Annotated in this window: 16 protein-coding genes and 2 pseudogenes; 14 read left to right on the top strand and 4 right to left on the bottom strand. The window is 54.3% G+C overall.

Annotated features, from left to right (window positions below; all coding sequences use genetic code 11):
• Positions 1–259: 259 nt before the first annotated feature.
• Positions 260–955, top strand: coding sequence for a DUF6933 domain-containing protein (locus DGA31_RS20525; protein WP_109513786.1), 696 nt, complete (start codon positions 260–262; stop codon positions 953–955).
• A gap of 79 nt (positions 956–1,034) precedes the next feature.
• On the opposite strand, the gene DGA31_RS20520 is transcribed toward DGA31_RS20525, so the two are convergent.
• Entirely contained in the window at positions 1,035–1,886 is an 852-nt protein-coding gene (locus DGA31_RS20520; protein WP_109513785.1) for a DUF4087 domain-containing protein, read from the bottom strand.
• Positions 1,887–2,319: 433 nt separating this feature from the next.
• On the opposite strand from DGA31_RS20520, the pseudogene DGA31_RS30880 reads away from it, so the two are divergent.
• Positions 2,320–3,375, top strand: a pseudogene (locus DGA31_RS30880) (methyl-accepting chemotaxis protein); the annotation flags it as partial.
• Positions 3,361–4,236 (top strand): methyl-accepting chemotaxis protein, encoded by an 876-nt coding sequence (locus DGA31_RS30875; RefSeq protein ID WP_421957994.1) that lies wholly within the window; start codon positions 3,361–3,363, stop codon positions 4,234–4,236. The pseudogene DGA31_RS30880 and the gene DGA31_RS30875, both read left to right, overlap by 15 nt.
• Positions 4,237–4,314: 78 nt before the next feature.
• On the opposite strand, the gene DGA31_RS20510 is transcribed toward DGA31_RS30875, so the two are convergent.
• Positions 4,315–4,833, bottom strand: a complete 519-nt coding sequence (locus tag DGA31_RS20510; protein WP_109513846.1) for a GAF domain-containing protein — start codon at positions 4,831–4,833, stop codon at positions 4,315–4,317.
• A gap of 426 nt (positions 4,834–5,259) precedes the next feature.
• Here DGA31_RS20510 and DGA31_RS20505 point away from each other — a divergent pair, with 426 nt between their 5' ends.
• The 4 genes and pseudogenes from DGA31_RS20505 to DGA31_RS20490 form a co-directional block, all read left to right on the top strand.
• Positions 5,260–6,813 carry a DUF1963 domain-containing protein gene (locus tag DGA31_RS20505; RefSeq protein ID WP_109513784.1) on the top strand — a complete coding sequence of 518 codons (1,554 nt, stop codon included), beginning with the start codon at positions 5,260–5,262 and terminating at the stop codon, positions 6,811–6,813.
• Between the two features lie 154 nt (positions 6,814–6,967).
• Positions 6,968–7,396 carry a hypothetical protein gene (locus tag DGA31_RS20500; protein WP_056842109.1) on the top strand — a complete coding sequence of 143 codons (429 nt, stop codon included), beginning with the start codon at positions 6,968–6,970 and terminating at the stop codon, positions 7,394–7,396.
• Between the two features lie 314 nt (positions 7,397–7,710).
• Positions 7,711–8,406 carry a hypothetical protein gene (locus DGA31_RS20495; RefSeq protein WP_109513783.1) on the top strand — a complete coding sequence of 232 codons (696 nt, stop codon included), beginning with the start codon at positions 7,711–7,713 and terminating at the stop codon, positions 8,404–8,406.
• Between the two features lie 69 nt (positions 8,407–8,475).
• Positions 8,476–9,069 (top strand): annotated as a pseudogene (locus tag DGA31_RS20490) (AraC family transcriptional regulator); the annotation flags it as partial.
• 230 nt (positions 9,070–9,299) lie between these two features.
• Here the strand turns inward: DGA31_RS20490 and DGA31_RS20485 are convergent.
• Positions 9,300–10,337: a DUF1963 domain-containing protein gene (locus tag DGA31_RS20485; protein WP_109513782.1), complete on the bottom strand. Its 1,038-nt coding sequence runs from the start codon at positions 10,335–10,337 to the stop codon at positions 9,300–9,302.
• 128 nt (positions 10,338–10,465) lie between these two features.
• Here DGA31_RS20485 and DGA31_RS30325 point away from each other — a divergent pair, with 128 nt between their 5' ends.
• From DGA31_RS30325 to DGA31_RS29670, 4 genes are all read left to right on the top strand, one after another.
• A complete protein-coding gene (locus DGA31_RS30325) occupies positions 10,466–10,630 on the top strand; it encodes a hypothetical protein (RefSeq protein ID WP_241509624.1) in 165 nt (54 codons plus the stop codon).
• The gene (locus DGA31_RS30870) at positions 10,630–10,752 is read left to right on the top strand and encodes an XRE family transcriptional regulator (protein WP_421957993.1); all 123 of its coding nucleotides are present in this window, start codon (positions 10,630–10,632) and stop codon (positions 10,750–10,752) included. The genes DGA31_RS30325 and DGA31_RS30870 overlap by 1 nt, the downstream gene beginning before the upstream one ends.
• Positions 10,753–11,250: 498 nt before the next feature.
• On the top strand, positions 11,251–12,456 hold the full coding sequence (locus tag DGA31_RS20475) for a hypothetical protein (protein WP_109513781.1): 1,206 nt from the start codon (positions 11,251–11,253) through the stop codon (positions 12,454–12,456).
• Complete coding sequence (locus DGA31_RS29670) at positions 12,453–13,778, top strand: hypothetical protein (protein WP_152035063.1); 1,326 nt, start codon at positions 12,453–12,455, stop codon at positions 13,776–13,778. The genes DGA31_RS20475 and DGA31_RS29670 overlap by 4 nt, the downstream gene beginning before the upstream one ends.
• Before the next feature lie 111 nt (positions 13,779–13,889).
• Here the strand turns inward: DGA31_RS29670 and DGA31_RS20465 are convergent, their stop codons facing one another.
• On the bottom strand, positions 13,890–14,165 hold the full coding sequence (locus tag DGA31_RS20465) for a hypothetical protein (protein WP_109513779.1): 276 nt from the start codon (positions 14,163–14,165) through the stop codon (positions 13,890–13,892).
• Between the two features lie 133 nt (positions 14,166–14,298).
• Here DGA31_RS20465 and tnpB (DGA31_RS20460) point away from each other — a divergent pair, with 133 nt between their 5' ends.
• From tnpB (DGA31_RS20460) to tnpB (DGA31_RS20450), 3 genes are all read left to right on the top strand, one after another.
• Positions 14,299–14,607: an IS66 family insertion sequence element accessory protein TnpB gene (tnpB, locus tag DGA31_RS20460; RefSeq protein WP_056835473.1), complete on the top strand. Its 309-nt coding sequence runs from the start codon at positions 14,299–14,301 to the stop codon at positions 14,605–14,607.
• Between the two features lie 406 nt (positions 14,608–15,013).
• Positions 15,014–16,282: a group II intron reverse transcriptase/maturase gene (gene ltrA, locus DGA31_RS20455; RefSeq protein WP_056835475.1), complete on the top strand. Its 1,269-nt coding sequence runs from the start codon at positions 15,014–15,016 to the stop codon at positions 16,280–16,282.
• Positions 16,283–16,315: 33 nt separating this feature from the next.
• Positions 16,316–16,519, top strand: coding sequence for a transposase (gene tnpB, locus DGA31_RS20450; protein ID WP_236709357.1), 204 nt, complete (start codon positions 16,316–16,318; stop codon positions 16,517–16,519).
• Positions 16,520–16,656: the final 137 nt, after the last annotated feature.

The following is a 16,656-nucleotide window of genomic DNA, read 5'->3' as shown; positions in this document are numbered from 1 at the left end:
ACACTAATGCCGTGTCGAACGCCTATTCAGCGCACGGCACCCATCCCGTAGGAGCGACCAGCGGTCGCGAAAGGACCGTTACATTCAACACCTGACCGTCAGTATTTGCTCGGTCCCACAGGATTGTGTAAACACGGGATTTTGGATTCGGTTTCTGTATATCGCACCAAAGACGCCAACCAGAATCAGTCCCAGTACCACCCAGCCGCTGTTTTCAGGCATTCTGAGCCGGTCATCCCCTCCTGGAGCCGCGCGCCCCATGCTCGTACTGAACTGCACACAGGCTGCCTGTGATTTTTTCACCCGCAAGGTCAAGGGCTCGACCGTCACGCCAGTGCAGCCCGCGCCCTCCAAGAAATGGCAAGACGACGCCTTCAACGATGCCGACGGCCGTCCCCTGCCGCAGGACCAGTGGCAAGTGCACTGCGTCACCCGCAAGCGCAAGCCGGTGCTGATGGTCATGCACATGCCCACGCGCTATGCCATGGTCTTTACCGATATCAAGCGTGCCGACCTGGCCGGCTTTCTCCAGCAATTCGTCGAGCGGCTGCTCAACCAGATGATGACGCTGGGCATCATGCTGGGCCTGCTGCGCGAGGATGAACATGCCGGTGTGATCACGCGTTTCATGCAGTCGCACGACCAGTTCCAGATCTTCGCCCGCAGCGACCGCAGTGTGCAGAGCCATATCAACCAGGCGCTGTTCCATTTTGACCTGATGCTTGAAGACATCGGCGTCTTGCCCGCCAATACGCAGGAAGCGGCCGGTTTCGATGCCCAGGTCAACCGCACGATTCGCAAGATCGGTCCCAAGGAAATCGGCTACTTCTGCCCGGACGAAGCCATGCTGGCGTACTGGTGGGAGCGGGTCGGGCACCTGGACCGCGCCTCCTCGCAAGAGGCGCAGCTGCGGTTCAAGCTGTTGAAGAACGAAAGGCCCGAAGGGCAGCCATAACCACAGCGTCCTGCGGAGCATCAGGCCAGCCAGTACCGCAGGGCTGCCGGCAGCTTTTCACCGTCCCGGCAGGAAGGCACTACTGCCCGGCGTCGAACCGCACCGACCGGATGATTGCGCCGATCGTTTCGAAGTTCTGGTAATACCCCACGGTTTCGAACAGCAACTGTGTGGAGTCGGTGTAGACAATCGCCATCAGGCAGGTACCGCCGGCGGCATGAAAGCCGGTTTCCGGGTCCCCGACGCCACAGGTCTGAGTGGTCAGCAGACCTTTCCAGCCCGGCCCCTGGATAACATCCACCGGGCTGGGTTCGTCCATGCCCGCATTGCGCATCCAGACGCCGTCTTCCAGAGAAAAGATCAGGCTGTCGGCGGCCTGTTCCAGCGTGCCGTGTTGCAGGCACAGGCTGAGGGTGTATTCCTCGTTGTTGGCCATGGAGGGTTCATCGAGTTTCAGGCACTGGTTCTCCCTAGTGACCTTCCAGCCATGCGGATAGCGAAAGCTGAAACCATCGGTCTGGTAGGTCTTCAAGGCCCTGAGCGTCATCGGCGCCGCCGCCAGCGGATTGGCTGGCTCGTGCAAGGCGGCATCGTTGCGGCAGGCGGCCAGCGGGCGTGCGGTGGCCTGGGTGAGGTTGTCCAGGCGACGGTTCGCGACATCGACACTGGCGGTCACGCAGGCACAGCTGTACCCATAGTGGCCGTTGTTGCGGATCCACTGGTCATCCGCAAAAAGCGGCAACTCGCCCCTGGCCTGATGGCCGCCTTGCCTGGCGATTTCCCAGGTGCCGTCCCGGTCGGTGAGTGTGATGTTGCCCAGTGACGGTTTCTCGAACCAGCCGCAGCGGCGCTCGGTCTTGTCGGCGGCGTGGGCGGGGAACCAGGCAGGGCTGAGTGCCAGGGTCAGGAACAGTAGCGAGGGCCGCAACATGGGACATCCTTGTGGTAAGCCGCCTGTGGGCGCGGGGAGGCTTGATCATAGCGAGGGTGCGGGGGTTTCTGTAGCGCGATGTGAAGCCGGTATCGAAGGCCAAGGGTCAAGGCACTGGCCGCGTACAGATAAACGTGCAGTAACGTATGACATCTGATGCCTTTAAATAGTGCATGATTCAATGCATGCATAACTTTTAAAAAGGATCCAATTCGCCATAAGTTGAAGTGTTTTATTGTTGATAAACTTGAGACAAAAGGCCTGAAGAGAATGGACTCTGGCGAGCATTGAAAATATCCGTACACGGTGAAGAAATATTTTTCTATTGGGCTTATTAAGCCGGTTTTCTTAAAGAAAGCTTTTAAAAAGCCGATAGCTGCATCACCTGCGGCTTTTGCTGCCAAACCGTATCAATTCTTATTAAGGTGGCGTCATGCACTCTCGCCGATGGACAATGCTTAGCGACCTAAGTGTTCGATCTAAACTCATGCTCGGTTTTTCACTGCTGATCGGCATGATTTTACTGGTGGCCTATACCGGCTGGAAAGCAACGGAGACCCTGCGTGACCGCAGCGAACGTATCGAAGACATCGCACGCTTCAGTACGCTGGCCCGCGACATGCGAATAGAACGGTTGGTTTATCTATTGACCCCGTCGGATGCACAAGCCGAAAAGTGGTCCAGCGCGCTGGGAAAGTCTGAAAGCCAGTTAACGGCAATTATTCCAAACTTTGACTCGGCAGAGAATCGTGCACTGTTGGCCGAAGCCGACGCCATTCTTAAACGCTACCGTGAATATTACAATCAGGTCGTCGCCGCTACGCGCGAGCGTGAAAGTATTCGTGTTGTCGCGGCCACCGCAGTCGAAGCGATCAATACCAGCATGCTTCGCCTGGCAGAAATCACTAACTCGGACGCGGGCAACTTTGCAGAGCGTCAACAGCTGACGGGGATTTTTATTGCGGTCCAGAGAATGCGCGTAGGGTTTCGTTCCTACTCGGCGGCGCCCACTAAAGAATCCGAAGAGGCTGTTCGCAGCGCCATCAGCAATGTGGCCGCGTTGGTAAAAGCCCTGAGCGCGACAGGCTTGCCACCGGTGTCGATTGAGACCTTATCGCTTGAAGTTTCGGCGTATGAGAAGCAGCTTCAAACATTGGTGGCCGCTCAGGCAAAAGTGGAGACGGCGCAGGCGGGTATTACCACGTCCATTACCGCACTGCTTGGCATCACCGGGAAAATGTCGGATGTGCAAGTTGCGTTCAGGCTTTCTGATGTGACCGACTCCCAGCACATGCTGTTGATCTGGTTGTTGCTGGCCATTGCGCTGGGAATGATGGCGGCCTGGCTGATCACTAATTCCATCGTGACGCCCCTCAAGGAAACGGTGCGCATCGCTGAAACGGTGGCGAACGGTGACTTTACTTATAACGCCGTGGTCAGCAGAAAAGACGAACTGGGTGCGCTGCAAAACAGCATGCAGTCGATGACCGCCGGCTTGAGGCGTTTGATCGGTGAAATGCGCGACGGAATTGTTCAGGTCTCAAGCGCTGCTGAAGAACTGTCTGCAGTCACTGAGGAAACCAGTGTCGGCGTCAACGCGCAAAAGGTTGAAACCGACCAGATCGCGACGGCCATGCAGCAGATGACGGCCACCACCCATGAAGTGTCCCGCAATGCCGGCCTGGCGGCGAAAACGGCAGTAGATGCCAGCCATCAGGCCCTGCAAGGCGATGAGGTGGTCGGCAAGGCGGTCAAGCAGATCGAATTGCTGGCCGGCGAGATGGAGAGCACCAAAGAGGCCATGGTCACGCTGCGCAGCAACGCTGAAAGCATCGGTGGTGTCCTGGACGTCATCAATGCCGTGGCCGAGCAAACCAACCTGTTGGCGCTGAACGCCGCGATCGAAGCGGCACGAGCCGGTGAAGCCGGGCGGGGTTTTGCCGTGGTCGCCGACGAAGTTCGCAGCCTGGCCATACGCACCCGGACGTCCACGGACGAAATCACCCAGTTGATCAGCGGCCTGAACCGCAGCACCGACCGCATGAGCGCGGTGCTGCAGCAGAGCATTCAACTGACCGACAGCAGCGTGCAGCACTCACGGGACGCACGCACCATGCTCAAAGGCATTACCGAGTCGGTCAAGACCATCGAAACGATGAACGAGCAGATTGCCTGTGCGGCGGAGCAGCAAAGCGCGGCGGGTGAGCAGATCAGCAGAAGCGTGACCAATGTGCGGGATATTTCGGATCAAACGGCCGCCGCCAGTGAAGAAACAGCGTCGTCAAGTATGGAACTTGCCCGCATCAGTGTGCAACTTCAGGAAATGACCAACCGATTTAAAATACAGTAAGTTGACAGCGGCCTGAGGCGGTGGTTTTAACACACCGCCTTTTTCAGGCGCTCACTGTAGGGGTATTCAGAGGCTGGATCATGCACGTTCTGGCACGTGCGGTAATGACAGGTTGGCAAAAAAGATACAACCAATCAGTTTGGCAAAGATCGACAAGACTTCACGCACGTCAGGGTCTTCACATGTGATGCATTGCGAGTCAAGAATGCAGAGCGCGCCGAACAAACGACCGTCAGGCAGGAAGATAGGCAGGCCGGCATAACTTTCAAGGTCAAAGCGTTTAACAATAGGGCGCAGGGCATGGCGCGGTGACTGGCTGATCTGCGGAATGAATAACGCTTCGGGGTTGATACAGAAGTCACTGCAAATAGTCGTTTCCAGATCAAACGTACTTTCGGCTTCGATCCCCAGGTTGGAAGGGTCATAGACCGAGCATGTCACCCATTGGTTATCACTGAACTTGGCAATCGCCGCAAACCGCATTCTTGTCAGTTTGGTCACGAGCCTTAGAATATCGGTCGTTGCCTCGATTTCGGCAATGGCCGCGCGTTCGGCCACAGAGAGTATATGGTGGGAGAGCCTTGTTTCAGCGTTCATGAGTGCCGGTCCTGAGAGAAGGGTGGGGCCGTTGAATAGTCGTCCAGCACGCATGAGCGTGTCGTTCTTCGAGTAGGGCCTGAATGAAGTAAGCACGCGACCGAGCCTGGTGGCTGAGTCACTGTAGAGTCTGAAGGACGTTTGAAGTAAGGCGCCATCATCGCATAGGCACAGGCCGACCACCATAAGGCGAGCAGCTGTTCTCATGGGGCGTTCGGGACCCCTTCGGCATGGCGCGTGGGGCCGTTACCCGTGCTGAATGTTTCTCATCTCCAGAAACCTGCCATAGTACCCACCAGCGAAATTTCGATGCCCTCGCACAATGGCAAGCCTGAAACGAAATCCGCCGTTAACGAGGGCTGAACAAAGGGTGTGACCGAAAGCAAGCGCCGGCCACACGCTTCGGACTTGAACCCGAGGTGCAGTATGAATCAGCAGGTAAGGTGGTTGACGCGCGACTTCGTCTTTGCAGCGCCCGCCGCGTTTCCCAACGTCATCGCCCTGGAGCCTGAACGTTTCAGGCTTGGGCCCGCTACGCACACCGAGGTATCGCCTGGCTTGTTCGTGCTGGCGCTCGACGCGCCCGGCGGGCTCGATCTGGACGGCGCATTCGCGGCGCTGGCAGCCGATCTTCTGGGCTTGAACAGTGAGGTGGACTGGCTGGTTGAGCCAAAGCAGCTGTTCGGACGAGAGGCCCGGCGGGGCATGGCCGAGGTGGCCACCGCAGGCGCCACGGAAACCGTCGAGGTCCTGCTGGTCCGTGGCCCGGACGAGCGTGCGTGGGGCTTTGGGCGTCGATCACGCGAGATTGATGAGCGCATCGCGGCTCAGGGCTTTACAACCCTGCTAGACAGTTTGCAGGCGCTTGCGAGCAGCACGAGTGCCAGGCTCCTGCAAAGCCAGTTTCACACACAGCAAAGAAAACGCCTTCAGATTGCCGAGGCGCAGACGCATCCCGAGCGGAACCTGCCTGACCCGACCAATCCCGTCTGGAAGAACCGCTTCGCGGCGGCGATGGCCGTCGACGAAGAGGCTGGCGTCGAACCGATGATGACCGCTGCCGTGGCCCTGGTAGAGGAGCCTTATGGTGATCCTGCACCCCTTGGCGCCAGTCGGATCGGCGGCGGCCCCGACTTGCCGCCCGGTGCCTGGCCTACGAATGCGTATGGCATGCGCCACCCCTTCCTGATGCAGATCGACCTTGCCGAGGTGACGTCCGCCTGTGGGCCGATGGCACCCCTGCCGCAGGCAGGCCTGCTCTCTTTCTTCGTGCATGACGACGCCCTGCTCGTTGACGTCGTCTACTCGCCGCCGGGCGCCCGCCTGGTCAGATTCCCCATGACACAGGCGCTTATCGAGGCCTCGCAGGCGGCCATCCGGCTCATCGATGACCTTGCCGATAACACAAAGCCAGGCCCGTTGCCGCATGACGAAGGCGACCACGTCGCGGCAACGCTGCGCGACGATGGCACCTTCGGTTTCTCGCACAGCCCTGACCCGGTGTGGGCCTATGGCACGCCCGGCGAAGCGTTCGACGCGCTGTCGGACGAGCGCTGGGCGTGCGTCGCCTCGGCGCGGCTGCGCCCGGTGCTGACACAATCAATCAACGTCGCCGAAGCCCAGAGCCGGATCGAAGACCTGGGCGTCGGGTCCGGGTCAGCACTCGAAGACATCAGCGAGGACCTGCGAAGGGCTCCGCTCGGAACACGGTCGAACGCCAGACTGGCGCCGGTCCATCAAATGCTGGGTTACGCCACCTATGCCGGCGGCCAGGACTGCCGCCAGGAAGTGGCCGGCTCGGCGCAGCAGGATGAACACGCGGACCTGACCGATCCAGAAAGCTGGATGGTGCTCGTGCACATCAATGCCGATTCCACGACCGGGCGGGTGTTCTGGGACGCACTTGACCTGACCGTCATGGCACCCAGGTCGGACGTGGCTGCGGGGCGGTGGGAGAGGTGCGTTCTGTTGCCTGGTTAGAGTGGCCTCTTTGGCGCAGATCATCTCGGGACGCTTGCGGCATAAAGCAGGTTCTGCAACGCTCGACGGTGGCGATCATTGACGTCCCGAAACCCCAAGCGTGTGGTTCACCGGACAGTAATAGCCTTCGAGACGGCTTTACCAAGGAGAAGTAATGAACAGGTTTTTTCTAGCAGGCGTGTGCCTGGCCCTGAGCACCGGCATTGTGGCGGCCGAGGATCCTCTCGTCCGTGAAGGCACTTACTTCGGCTCGGGCGATGGCGGCGATGTAACGGTCAAACTGAAGGCGGTGGGCGGTGGGGACTACGATGCCTCGATCAGTACGATGATAGAAGGCGGGTGTTCGGGGGGCGTCGATGGGCGGATGACGTTCCACGGCGACACCGGCGTTCTCTCGGTGCCCAACCCTGACTATGACCTCGTGACAAACAACCCGTTGACGCGGCATAAGGCGTGCAAGGTCATTCTGACGTTCAACGATGAAGGATTTCTTCAGGTCGATGAAAAAGAAGGGTGCCTGACGTTCCATGGTAATGCCTGTACGTTTACCGGGGAGTTGGTGCATGAGAGTGCGGTGAACTGAGGGCTAGAGGCGTCTTTCGATAACCCGGTTGCCGAGACGAGGGCGAGCTTGAGGCCTTGTGCGATTGAGGTATCCATCTCCATTGCTCCTCTGTGCGCCGGTGCCGGGTTCGTCTTCATTGGAGTGGCGCGACATTCGCTGCCGGCTTGCGGCCACACCCTGCGTTCTTTCCTTCTCAATGAGTTGCCAACGAGAAAGGACATTTCTTACAACCACTGGCGCAAAGACCGAGTTTTTCAAAGGCATGGTTTCGGACAGCATCCAGTGCGCACTGAGCGCCCGCCAATGATGCGACGACTTTCAGGATAGACACCATGCCCGAGAACAGGATTGACCCCATCTCTTTTCCGATCCCCCCAGACATTCTTCTGGGTAACGGTACGATGCTCGTCCATCTGCCGACCCTGGACAGTCTCGAGACGTTCTGGCGCGAGAACACTCATCGATTTTCTTACGCTGTCCAAGGGCTTGAATGGGGTCACGAACCGTCATTCCTGAATGCCTACGAATGGGTCTTCGGACCTACCAAGGCCGCTGTCATCAGTACCGTGTGCCGCTGGGATCAGGTGGGTATCGAATATGAATGGTACGACTGGGCGACCGAGGAACCCGAGCATCATGCGCTCTGGTTCCAATGTCGGGCCGAGCGCCGTTTGACGCGTATCGCGGCAGGCTCATGGACCGAAAAAGATGAAGCCGAACATCAGCAGGATTTGATTGCCCGAACGCCTGAAACGTATCGAGGCTTCTGGGAGCTGACAAACCTGCCTTGCGGGTTTGCGGACTACGAGTGGTTTGGTCCACATTGCAAAACAGGCCCGCAAGACCGTAACTGGCCTGAAGAAACAATTGCCCGGGTGATGCAGGAGAAGACGTTTAATGCCTGGAATGCCATGGACGCTGATGAGGTCGAGTGCCTGACAGCGGATGAGGTGGACTCGGTCATTGCCTATTGGAAGCACGAGCGAGCCATTGGCGCGGATAGCTATGGTGTGGAGGATGAGGTTTGAGGCCGGTGATTCGGTTACGGGGAGGCCGGTTTTTTCGGGGGCAGGATTTCGCTGGAATATTCGGTGGGCCCCGAGGTATTTTGCAGGGCGTTCAGGCGGGCGCTCGGTAGGACGCCGAGTGCGTTCGGGAAGGAACGGAACTGGCAGGTCTGGAGTACGGTATTCGCAATCCCTCACTTTTCCAGGACCATCATCATGCACGTACGAATCGTGGAGTTTCCTGAAGTCAGGGTAGCAACACTTGAACATTGCGGACCCGCCGGGCTCGTCAATGAGAGCGTATGCAAGTTCATCGAGTGGCGTATGCAGAGCGGACAGTCGCCGGTGGCATCGAGTCGCACCTTTGGCATTCCCTATGGCAACCCCGATACGACCCCTCCAGAAGAATTGCGCTTCGCAATCAGCGGCGAGATTCACGAAGCCGTGAGGTCGAATGAGTTCGGTGTGTACGAGACCGTCATTCCTGGCGGTCGCTGCGTTGTGGTGCGACACGCGGGGTCACCGGACCATATCGGCGAAACGATCTACCCGATTTACCGCGATTGGCTTGCGGCCAGTGGAGAAGAACTTCGTGACCAGCCGCTGTTCTTTCATTACCTGAGTACCTATCCCGAGACACCGCAGGATCAATGGCAAACTGATGTGTATGTTCCGCTGAAATAGCGAAGCAGGCAGCTTTCGACCCTGACTGACATTGCAGAATGTCCGCGCAGCAAGGTGGCAGGTTCCAGGAGAGCTTCCAAACCTCAGAAACAAAAAAGCCCTCGTATCTCTACGAGGGCTTTTTTTGTGTGGCGCGGCACGGCCAGCGAGCACACCTGCAGCATCCCAGCGATAAGGACGATGGTGTCCACCTGGAAATACGTGATACGGAGCTCTACTACTACACCCTCTTAGGTTTGCTGGTAGACGGCGACAACGCGTTCGAACGCCCGGTCTTTAAGATCCTTGTCACGGATCAGGAAATAGATCGTGCCCTCACCACTGTCCTGCATCCAGCCAGACACATCGATCTGCAGCAGAAGCAGCCAGTCCTTTGCCTTTTCCATCACCGTGTCCCTGTTCTTGGCCCAGTCTGCACGCGAGAGAAACTGCATCTTGTAGTCGTTAACAATGACAGCATCGTAACGGGGATCGTCCTGCTCAGGCACTGGCGCACCGAGAAGTAGACTCACCTGGCCAGCTCCTTGGGAAACGCTGTCATAGGCTTGGCTGAACGCCTGGACGCCGCCGATCATCGTTTGATCATAGATCGTGACCAACTGACCGGACGCTTGGAATTCGAGGCTGGAAAAGGAGGGCAGCTGCAGCACAGCCTTCAGCGCCATCGGCCGGGCCGGACCGCCATAGGGTGTGCCCGGCAATGGGGCACCGGCCGGACGAGCGTCCGGCTGTATGCCGTATTGCCTGTTCGTGTCGTCGATCATCGTGCGATAGGCAGAAGCGGCGGTGACAAGACTGTCCGGCGTGGAGGTATGCGCAATCGCCTCGGCCGGGCTGCGGTCCCAGATCACCTTGGCCGACTGCATCCCTGTGTCGAAGGGACCTGCAATCAAATCGTAGAAGAACAACAGCCGGCCTGCGTCAGGCAGGGGTTTTGCCACATCACCCAGACCCGCCGCTTCCGCCAGGCTGATCTGCGCGATGAAGGCATAGGGCAGGCCCGCGGCAAGATGCCGGCCTAAATCCGCGTCGAAAGGCTCGCCCGCTCGTTTAGCAATCTCATCGATATGTTGGGGAACCGGTCGTCGCGGCCACTCGATCACCTTGGGCAAATCCGGCGTACCGCCGATCCGGCTGCCACCAAGCTTGTCGTCACGTTTCTCTGAAAACACGATGGCCGGTCGCAGCGCGGCCGCAACCATCTCGACCCTGTTGGGAGCAAACCGCTCCTCGATCACCTGATGCGCTTGCGGCGGCGTATCGAACATCTCTTACCCCTTTCCATAGGCATTACGGACTAAGGTAAAGATACGGAACAGTGACGGCAAGTGCCGACAAAAGCAGATCTCGATCTCGCAGTCCGCCGTCTGAAGATTCTGACAAAGGAGATCAATTGATGAATCACTCTGACCCAGAATTTACGAGCGTTTGGGACGCTTTGGAAAAGGCCTCTGCAGACGCTGAGAACATGCGCATTCCATTCAGCTTGATGATGGTTATTCGCGATTTCATTGAGTCCAGTGGTATGTCACAGGCTGAAGCTGCAAAATTCTTGATGTGATGCAGCCCCGCATTTCTGAACTGCAACGCGGCAAAATCGATCTGTTCAGTGTTGATCGCTTGATCAACCTGTTGGCTCAGGCGGGTCTTCACGTTGAAGTGCGAGTGGGAAAAGCAGCGTGAATTAGGCGATCTGTTTTTAAGTGGGTCTGGCATCGAAACCCTTCGGCCGCAGCAGCCTCTCCAGGCGTCCAGTGGATTCTCTGCTTAGGCATGCTTGTCTCCTTAAATCCCACCCATCCCCTAGCCCGATCAATCCCCGCCGCCACGAGGTGCAAACAGGAAAACAAAAAAGGCCCACCTTTCGGTGAGCCTTTTCTGGTGTTTCGTATGGTGCGGCACCAGGAATCGAAAATGTTAATAAGCTATTGATTTTTCGATTTTTTTATACCAAATATTTTTTTCCTATCTCTTCGGCTATCCTTTTTTGAGTCAAATTACTAAGAGCACAGCCCCTCACGCTGTCGTGGGTTTGATCTAGAAGTTGTATTGAGTGGAGGTTGAGTCAATATATTTCATTTGTTCTAAGGCTTGTAAGCCTGCTCTTAGGTTGCGCTACTTTTGACAGCGACACTCCAAAGTATCATTATAGGGAGATTCGTGTGAGCTCAAGGAGGTGATATGAAGTTTGATCAGTTGGATGTTAAGGTTGAGGGCGCGGCAAGCTGTTATTTGATAAGGTCCTCTTTGAGTGAGTACTTGTCATCGCTGCCACATGACTATGCGTCGTACGATGTTCAGCGAGCCATTGTAAATAATTCTTACCTAGATAAGCTTGTATTGACTGTGCTGAATAAAAGGCATATCCCGTCTATTACCTTGGTTCTGGATGGCAACGATAATCTAGCTGGTAGCGATATTAGTAACTTCAAGATTCTTGACGGCTTGCAACGTACCCATAGGCTTAAAGTAATAAACGATACGAGGAATTTATTTCTTGAGAAGATTGTCCCTCAATTGCAGGGCGAGTCTGATTTTCAGTTAAAAAGAAAGTACAGGGATGAGTTGGTTGCTATTGGTTCTTCGAGCTATATCCTGATTGAACTTAAAAGGATGTATGAAGCTCAGGGAAGAGGGGCTCTAGAAAGTTGCTTTTCAGAAAATTATCAATGGTTTGAGGTTTGGAGTAATCTTGGCCCGAGAGAGCAAGTGCAGAAAATGCTCTTGTTGAATGCTGGTCATAAGCCAGTAAATATTCGCCATCAGCTTGAACTTTTGTTTAACAATATTTTTTCTATGCTTGCTGAAGTCAAAGCTGGTCACGTCAAGGTTTCAAGGGAAAAAGACGTGTCGTCATCTTCGCACAGCAAGGAACGGGGTGTTGGGGAGTTCCATTTTTCTCATCTGATTTCGTCCCTGATTTCATATGTTGAGAAAAAGCCGGTATCTACAAATTCAAACTTGATTGAAAAGATTCAGAGTGATGAAGATAGGTATTATGAATTAGTAGATGTGTTCTCCTATGAGTTTTTAGAGGGATTTGTCGCGGCGCTGTTTGAAATTGATATGGAGGCTAGTAGGGTATTTGGTGCTGAAGGTGTTCAATGGATGGGGCGCGATACCTCATTAACTGCTGTTTTTGCAGCTCTAGGAGAGTGCTCTAAAAGCCCTGCAGATTTTCTGGATAAATGCAGCTTGCTAGCTCGGAACTTTAGACTTGTTGACGTTCCTGGGTATGAGGTGGCTCGAAAAAACTTGGATTTGGCTAAGGTTAATATTGGTGCGGTAAGCAAGAGAATCATATTTAAAGCAGTTGTTAGGCTTATTCAGAGTGATTTTTCTAAGCAAGTAAATTGGCTCTCTGCCTTCGAGGGGGAAGAGCTATGAAGAAGGCTGATGCTGTCTTTTCAGGTTTGATTGCGGAAATTAGAAGAATATCTGAAGATGCCGATGAAACATACTGGGAGGCTTTGGATCCAAGCGCGCAAGACAATTTTGACGCACTCTGTGATGAACTTTCTGCTTTGAGATTGGAACTTGAAGATAAACATGCATCACGGTCTTCTGATGTAGATTTGTCTAAAGTTAAATCAGCTTTTGAGCGCTTTAGTGGGGAGTTTGGTAACTATCCGAACTTCAGTTACCCAAAGCTCTCCTATCAGATAGCGCTGGCTGCGAAAATATGTGAAGGTGTTGCTACTATCCCCGATGAGGATGTTAATCCTGACTTTGGAGTAATCCCTTGCGCATTGGGCTTTTCATCGGGAGCGTTTGTTTCTGATGTTAGTCCGGTCGGCAGTAATTTGGCTTGGTTTAATCCTGGAAAACAAAGCTCCTTAAACGTGTTGACTGCTTCGCAAACTGATGTCGAAATATGGTACAGCTTAGCCTCGCTGTGTGATGATATCGATTTCACACAAAGCACAGAAGTTTTGTTTGGGCTGTCTTCCTGTATATCTAGTAGAGAAAATGTTACTTCTCTATTAAAGATATACATGTTGGCTCGTGGGGAGAAGGTTACGAAGAGTATTGAGTATCTTAATCCTCCACAGAATTCCTCTATCGATAACTATGATCCGAGCTTAAATTATGCCCAGTTTGGTGAGATTGTGCAGATTCTGGGTGAGTACGTTGAAAGGAAAGATGTGCTGTCGAAGTATCTATCTATATATCATGTGGTAGAGAGCTTCATGTTTAAGTACCCTATAGTAAAACTTGAGCGCTCAAGAAATGGCGTCATGTTTTCAATTCGGGATTTTAAAAGTTTATACAAGGCAGTCGAAACTAATGAATTGGAAGCGGTTAGCTCTCTGATGAAAGTCGCTTTTGAATTGCCATTTAGCACCGGTACAATTGGGCAGGAAATATATCAGCGTTGGGGGAGTTTCATTGCAGCCCAAGCGGCCCACGTTAATGAAATTGATGATTTTCTTGCAAAAATGAATGTTAAAAGGGTGTCTGCGGATCCTCAGGCTTCATTCTTCAAGTTTTTTTCAAAACTTCTTTATCAGATAAGATGTTCAGTTGTCCATAATAAGGAGACGGAGTATCACATATCTAGCGAGAACTATACGCTTGGCTGTCGACTAGTGTTGGAGGAGTTCTATTTGCCTGCATTGGAAGAATTGATTTTCTTGCTGCTGTGTCAAGAGAATGATGTGGTTTGGTATAGGTCCGATTCTATAAAACTGTGGAGCAGTGTTGTTTGACAGAGTGCGAGGGGCCTGTCCCCTCGGAACCAAATAACATAACGAAAGACGCTTGGTTATCGGTCCGGTAAGCATCAAGGTATATTGTACTTGGCAATAATTTTTTGCGGCTCAGAGGTTGATAACCCAAGACTTTTCTAATCGACGAATAAGCAATCGCATAGTGAGCACGTAATAATATCGTGTTTCCTGACTGCGTCGCTCTAAGGCATGCGCAAGAAACCAAGCCAAGTGTTTTCTCTGCCAAGACCAGGGCGTCTCCCGATGCCAGCGCTCTGCGATTTGAGCTTGAATAATCTTTGCCTGACGTAAATGGCGTTGCCGCGTCGCATGCGATCCAGTCAGCATGCCTGCCAAGAATACTTCCATATCGAAAGGCTTACTCATGCCTGCCCACCAATATAGTAAGCGCTCCATGAACCCCACATTCAAAGCGTAAGCGCTCCATGAACCCCACATTCAAAGCCGCTGCTTGATCCCGGATGCTGTGCTCCCGATTTCTTTCTGGAGCCCGCCAACCATGATGCGTCCTGATGCAAAAGTCGAAAAAGTGTATCTGTACCCCAAGCCCGTCGACTTCCGAAAATCCATCGACGGTCTGGCAGCCTTGGTCGAGTTGGACATCAAGGTTGCGGTGTTCGACCCCGTACTATTCGTCTTCCTTAATAAGCCACGCAACCGCGTGAAGATCTTGTACTGGGGTGTGTCACGAACGCTGGCATCAGCCAGCGATGCTGTATCAAAGATGGGAGTAGGCCTCCCGGAGTCTGCTTGCAGGAGCTGGCTTCAAACCGCCCGGTGCTGCTGCGTTCAAAAGGCGTGGTGGTGAGCGACCGTTGGAAAAGGCGCCGATAACGGCGTCAGGTAGGTATTGAGAAGATGAGCGAAAGCAAACCGTCCGAAGACGCATCGTTAAGGATTCAAGCGCTGTCAAAACCGAGGTCGCCCAGTAGCCTCGGGATTAGTCTGGAAGATACCTGTCTACTGTCCAGATGGCAGCCGGTGTATAGGCGGCATGAGCTCAATACAGGCTTTGATATGGAACGTGAGAACCTCGCCTTTGATGCCAAGGGAAATGACAAGCGGCTACCACCGCAAGCAAGAATACCGATGCAAAGGCCGAGGGGCGGAGCTATTCGTAGTAGTGATGAAGTTCTTGTAATGAGAGTGGAGCGAAGGGATGGCGTTGCCCAGCTCGCTTATGTCGTCAACCGGCTTCGGCGGGGAAGAGCGGCATGAGCGCAGCAAAGTCGTACAGCATTTCCAAGCTGACAGTTTGGGAGGCCTTCCAGCAAGTGAAAGCCAATCGAGGAGCCGCTGGGATAGATGAACAATCTATTGCCCAGTTCGAGCAGAAGCTGCAACGGAACCTGTACAAGGTTTGGAACCGCATGTCGTCGGGTTCCTATTTTCCGCCACCGGTTCGGCAGGTGGAAATTCCGAAGCAATCAGGAGGCAAACGCAAGCTGGGTATTCCAACAGTAGCCGATCGGGTGGCTCAGACCGCCATCAAGTTGCTTATAGAGCCGAGTCTGGACTGTCTGTTCCATCCTGATTCCTATGGATACCGGCCGGGAAAGTCAGCCAAACAGGCAGTGGAGATCACTCGTAGGCGTTGCTGGAATATTAATTGGGTAGTGGAGTTCGATATCAAGGGAGCCTTTGATCACATTGATCATGAGCTGCTGCTCAAAGCGGTTAAGCATCACATAAAGGATGAATGGATTCTGTTGTATATCGAACGGTGGCTTAAAGCGCCATTTGAGACTGCTGACAGCGTTCAGGTCCCGCGTGAAAGCGGTACACCCCAAGGTGGGGTTGTCAGTCCCTTATTGATGAATCTGTTTATGCACTATGCGTTCGATGCCTGGATGCAACGGACTTTTCCAGGTTGTCCATTTGCACGCTACGCCGACGATGCGGTGGTTCACTGCCGTAGCGAAAAGCAGGCGTGTGAGGTCATGGCGGCAATCAAGGCACGGTTGGAGGTATGTCTGTTGACCATGCACCCGGAAAAGTCGCAGATTGTGTATTGCAAAGACAGTAACCGCAAAGCAGCGTACCCAACGACACAGTTCACGTTTCTGGGGTTCACCTTCCGGCCACGGGAGGCATGGGGCAATAATGGACGCCGGTTTACCAGCTTCCTGCCCGGGGCCAGTAATGAGGCGTTAAAAAGAATGCGTCAACGAACTCGCAGCTGGAATATCCACCGGCAAACACCGGTCAGCCTTCTTGAGTTGTCACAGCAGTACAACGCTACCCTGCGCGGGTGGTGGAACTACTATGGGGCTTTCTACAAAACGGTCATGCGCAAGGTCTTCAATCACTTTGACTTGAAGCTGCAACGCTGGGCCCGTCAGAAGTACAAACCACTGGCGGGGCACAAACGCCGCAGTGTTGATTGGCTCAACCGGATGAAGAAAGCCTGTCCATCGTTGTTCATGCACTGGCATGTTTATGGAAATGAGTTTCGACCGGGCAACGGGAGCCGTATGAGTTGAGAGGCTCACGTACGGTTCTGCGAGAGGCTGAAGGTGAAACTCCTACGGCCTACTTACCAGCGCAACGGCTTCTGCCTTTGGCTCAAGCGCCTGGAGTCTGAGCGTTTCAAAACATCGCCCGATGTGACCGACGAAGCAATTGTCCTGACTGTCCAGGAGCTCAATTGGATGCTCGACGGCTTTGACCTTTGGCGTAACCGTCCCCATCAGGTTTTGACGCCGCGATTCGTGGCCTGATTCGGTATAATCCAGGGCATGAATTTCGTGCCCGACAACCTTCCTGATGATCCTGAATTGCTCAAGCAGATGCTTGCGAAGATGCAGTCCAGGATGGGCGTGCTCGAAGAGCAAGTTGCACTACTAAGGCAGCGCCT

It is taken from the genome of Pseudomonas ovata (assembly GCF_003131185.1).
GTDB classification, from domain to species: domain Bacteria; phylum Pseudomonadota; class Gammaproteobacteria; order Pseudomonadales; family Pseudomonadaceae; genus Aquipseudomonas; species Aquipseudomonas ovata.
The sequence above is the reverse complement of the archived record's forward strand: the minus strand, read 5'-3'. Positions and strand labels throughout refer to the sequence as shown.